The 4,292-nt window shown below is 74.0% G+C and carries 5 protein-coding genes; 3 read left to right on the plus strand and 2 right to left on the minus strand.

Annotated features, from left to right (window positions below; all coding sequences use genetic code 11):
- Both H5J33_RS25305 and H5J33_RS25310 read left to right on the plus strand, forming a co-directional pair.
- Window positions 1–504 (plus strand): Gfo/Idh/MocA family oxidoreductase (locus H5J33_RS25305; protein ID WP_258565392.1); only part of this gene is annotated, 504 nt, incomplete at its 5' end.
- An 85-nt stretch (window positions 505–589) separates the two neighbouring features.
- A complete protein-coding gene (locus tag H5J33_RS25310; protein WP_181797179.1) occupies window positions 590–1,594 on the plus strand; it encodes a Gfo/Idh/MocA family oxidoreductase in 1,005 nt (334 codons plus the stop codon).
- 58 nt (window positions 1,595–1,652) lie between these two features.
- On the opposite strand, the gene H5J33_RS25315 is transcribed toward H5J33_RS25310, so the two are convergent.
- Window positions 1,653–1,847 (minus strand): hypothetical protein, encoded by a 195-nt coding sequence (locus H5J33_RS25315; RefSeq protein WP_181797180.1) that lies wholly within the window; start codon window positions 1,845–1,847, stop codon window positions 1,653–1,655.
- 123 nt (window positions 1,848–1,970) lie between these two features.
- Entirely contained in the window at window positions 1,971–2,873 is a 903-nt protein-coding gene (locus H5J33_RS25320; protein WP_181797181.1) for a sugar phosphate isomerase/epimerase, read from the minus strand.
- A gap of 222 nt (window positions 2,874–3,095) precedes the next feature.
- Here H5J33_RS25320 and H5J33_RS25325 point away from each other — a divergent pair.
- A partial coding sequence (locus tag H5J33_RS25325; RefSeq protein WP_181797182.1) for a glycoside hydrolase family 5 protein occupies window positions 3,096–4,292 on the plus strand: 1,197 nt, incomplete at its 3' end.

The following is a 4,292-nucleotide window of genomic DNA, read 5'->3' on the forward strand; positions in this document are numbered from 1 at the left end:
GTCCCGCGCCGGCCCCGTCCGGGCGGTGCGACGGCCGGCCACGCCGTGGCGCCGGGCGGCGAGCCGGGCCCGGTGGAGAACGAGGACTACGCCGGCTGTCTGCTCCGTTTCACCTCCGGCGCCCGTGGGGTCCTGGAGGCCTGCCGGGTATCGGTCGGCGAGCAGAACGCCTACGGCTTCGAGGTGCACGGCAGCCGGGGCGCGGTGTTCTGGGACTTCCGGAGGATGAACGAGCTGGGCGTGTGCCGGGGCACCGGCTACCGGGACCAGCCCGTGAGCACGGTCCACGTCGGGCCGGGCGCGGGCGAGTTCGCCGCGTTCCAGCCGGGCGCGGCCAACGCGATGGGCTACGACGACCTGAAGGTGATCGAGGCGTGCCGCTTCGTACGGTCCATCGCCGAGGGCACGCCGTACGGCACCACCCTCGCGGACGCGGTGCACGGTGCGCGTGCGCTCGACGCGATGGCACGGTCGGCGCAAACCGGCGGCTGGGTCGGTCCGTAGGAGCGCCGGGGCGGGTCCGGTCCCGGGGCCTCGACGGCTCTTCGGGTGATGGTGTGCGGGGTTTGTACGGACAAGAATGGGACGCATGCGTATCGGAATCCTCGGTCTCGGCCGTATCGGCTCCTTCCACGCCGAGACCCTCTTCGGGCTCGACGCCGTCGAATCGCTCGTCGTCACCGACCCGTTCGCGGACGCGGCCGAGCGGGCGGCGGAGCGGTTCGGCGCCGAGGTGGCCCCGTCGCCGCGGGCGCTGCTGGCGTCCGGGGTGGACGGCATCGTGGTGGCGGCGGCCACCGACGCCCACCCCGAGCTGATCCGGGCCGGTGTCGAGGCCGGTGTCCCCGTCTTCTGCGAGAAGCCCGTCGCCCGGACGATGCGCGAGGGCGTCGAGGTCCTGGGCGTCGTACGGGACGGGGGCGTGCCGGTCCAGATCGGCTACCACCGGCGCTTCGACGCGGGGTTCGCCGCCGCCCGGGCCGCCGTACGGGCCGGTGAGCTGGGCGCGCTGCACACCGTGCGGTCCACGACGCTGGACCCGGAGCCGCCGCCGGCCGCGTACATCGCCGCGTCCGGCGGCATCTTCCGGGACTGTTCCGTGCACGACTTCGACAGCATCCGCTGGGTGACGGGCCGTGAGGTCACGGAGGTGTACGCGGTGGGCGGCAATCGCGGCGCCGGCCACATCGCGGCGGCGGGCGACGCCGACACCGCCGGGGCGCTGCTCACCCTGGACGACGGCACGGTGGCGATGGTGTCCAACTCGCGTCACAACCGGCGGGGTTACGACGTGCGCATGGAACTGCACGGTTTCGCCGACTCGCTCGCCGTGGGCCTGGACGACCGGCTGCCGCTGCGCTCGGCCGAGCCCGGCGCGAGCTTCCCCTCGGGCACTCCGCACGCCTTCTTCATGGACCGGTTCGCCGCCGCCTACCGAGCCGAACTCGCCGCGTTCACCGAGGTGGTGGCCGGGACCCGGCCCTCCCCCTGCACCGTGGAGGACGCCCTGGAGGCGGGCTGGATCGCCGAGGCGTGCACCCTGTCCCTGCGCGAGCACCGGCCGGTGACGCTCGCGGAGGTGCGGTCGGCCTGAGCGGCGCGGGGACGGTGCCGGGCCGGTAGGCGGCGCCCGCCCCGTCCCCGCGCCCGGGTCAGCCGCAGTACCGGATCAGCCACTCGTCCGCGTGGTAGGTGTCCCGGGCCGGGTCCGGCCGGGTGGCCGGCTCGGTCTCGACCGTGTCCTCGGGGCGTATCCGCTCGGGCAGGCGGCCGAAGCGCTGCCGCCTGGCGACGGCCGCGTCGGCCGCGTCCCGGGGCGTGTCGTGGGTGTGCGTGCGGTGTGTCATGTCGTCCTCCCGTCCACGCGGGCGTTCCCCGTTGTCGGTGGAAACGCCCGGGTGCCCCGGTTGGTTCCCGGGCGCGCCGTGGCCGAATCCGTCGGGAGAGCGCAGGATCCGGCGCGCGCCCGCTCAGGCGCCGCAGGAGCGCAGGAAGCGCCGGGTGCGGACGGCGATCGGCAGCGGCCGGTCCGGCTCGCACGGGTACATGTCCTGCTCGACGATGGCGAACAGGTCCACGCCCAGTTTCTGTGCCGCCCGCAGCACCGGTGCCAGGTCCGGCACCCCGGACGGCGGTTCGCACATCACCCCGCGCCGCACGGCGGGCCCGAACGGCAGCCCCTGGGCGACGACTTCGGCGAGGACGTCGGGGTCGACCTGCTTGAGGTGCAGATAGCCGACGCGTCCACCGTAGGTCTCGATCAGCTTGACGCTGTCGCCGCCGCAGTAGGCGTAGTGCCCGGTGTCCAGGCAGAGGCTCACCAGCCGGCTGTCGGTGGCGTCCAGGAAGCGGGTGACGTGGGCCTCGGTGTCGAGGTGGGTGTCGGCGTGCGGGTGGACGACGATGTCCAGGCCGTAGGTCTCCTTGACCCGGTGGCCGAGCCGTTCCATGCCCCGGGTCAGGTGGGTCCACTGCTCGGGGGTCAGCTCGGGCGGCTCCAGGATCTCGGCGGTCTTGTCGTCGCGCCAGAAGGAGGGGATCACCACCAGGTGCCGGGCGCCCATGGCCCGGGTGAGCTCGGCGACCCGGCCGACGTGGGCCCAGGTCTCCTCCCAGACGGCCGGTCCGCGGTGCAGGGCGGTGAAGACCGTGCCCGCCGAGACGTTCAGGTCGCGCCGGGCCAGTTCGTCGGCGAGCCGGGCCGGGTCGGTGGGGAGGTAGCCGTAGGGGCCGAGTTCGATCCAGTCGTAGCCCGCCTCGGACACCTCGTCGAGGAAGCGGTGCCAGGGGATCTGGCGCGGGTCGTCGGGGAACCAGACACCCCAGGAGTCGGGCGCGGAGCCGACCCGGATGCGGTCGAGGGTCTGGGCCATGGCAGGGGTTCCTCTCCGGGGCGGTCGTCGCGGGCGGGCCCGCCGTCCATCCTTTGTCAGGACATCATTTCACGAACACGTCCGCGCGCAAGGAGGATGCGCGCTCCTCGGTGCTGGTCTTTCCCGTGCGCGCCTGATACCACGGGAGGGTTCGAAGTGCGCACGGATTCAAGGAAGTTGACGCCGTTCCCACCGCCCCGGAGGTTTCCCGTGCTGCGAGCGATGCTGACGGCGGCCGCGGCCGTCGCCGCGCTGCTGGCCCCCGCCACCGCCCACGCCGGGGAAGGCGGGCCGGGCATTCCCCCGCTCACCGACGGGCAGGGCCGGGTGCTCACCCTGCGCGACTGGAACATCGAGGACAAGACGCACCGGGGCGAGCAGGCGCTGAGCGCGATCACCGAACGCCATCTGCGCGATCTGCGCGCCCAGGGCTTCGACTTCGCCCGGCTGCTGGTCTTCTGGGACGACCTGGAACCCCGGCCCGGCCAGTACAGCGAGCGGTACCTGCGCAGGATCGGGCGCGTCCTGGACTGGGCCGGGCGCCAGGGCGTGCGGGTCGTGCTCGACGCCCACCAGGACGTCTTCGGGCCCGCCTTCGGCCACCGGGGTGTACCCGAGTGGGCGACCAGGACCGACGGGCTGCGGTTCACCCCGCACCCGGACGACTGGTTCGCCGAGTACTTCGAGCCCGCCGTGCAGCGCGCCTTCACCCATCTCTACGAGGACGCCGACCTCAGGCGCGCCCAGGCCCGGATGTGGCGCACGCTCGCCGCCCGCTTCGCCGGCCATCCGGCCGTGCTCGGCTACGACCTGATCAACGAGCCCATGGGCGAGCCGCGGCCCGGGGAGGACCTGCCGGCGGCCGCGCGCCGGATCGAACGCGAACAGCTCACCCCGATGTACAACCGGCTGGCCGGCGCCGTCCGCCCGGCCGACCGGGACGCCTGGCTGTTCGTCGAGCCGACCCCGGTCGTCGGGGAGGGCGTGCCGACGGGCCTGGGCCGCGTCCGTGACCCCCGGGTGGTGTACGCGCCGCACTTCTACGACACCGCGATGGAGGCGGGCGCCGACTACGACCCCGGGGCCGGCTGGATCGAGCGGTACGAGCGGGCCGTCACCGCGTACCCGAGGCGGTACCGGGTCCCGGTGGTGGTCGGCGAGTGGGGCCCGCCGGACAGCTCGCTGCCGCACATGAACCGCTTCTACCGGGACGCCCTGGCCTCGCTCGGGCGCTATGCATCCGGCTGGGCGGGCTATGTGTGGTGTTACGGCGGCGGGTACTGCGCGCTCGACGGCACGGGCGCGTTCCGCGTCAACAAGGAGCTGACCGTGGAGCCGTACGCCGAGAGCGTCGCGGGCACGGTGCGCTCGGCCGCCTACGACGCCGGGGCGGGCGTGTACCGGCTGGTCTACCGCGCG

This window comes from Streptomyces sp. WELS2 (assembly GCF_013870595.1).
Classification (GTDB): domain Bacteria; phylum Actinomycetota; class Actinomycetes; order Streptomycetales; family Streptomycetaceae; genus Streptomyces.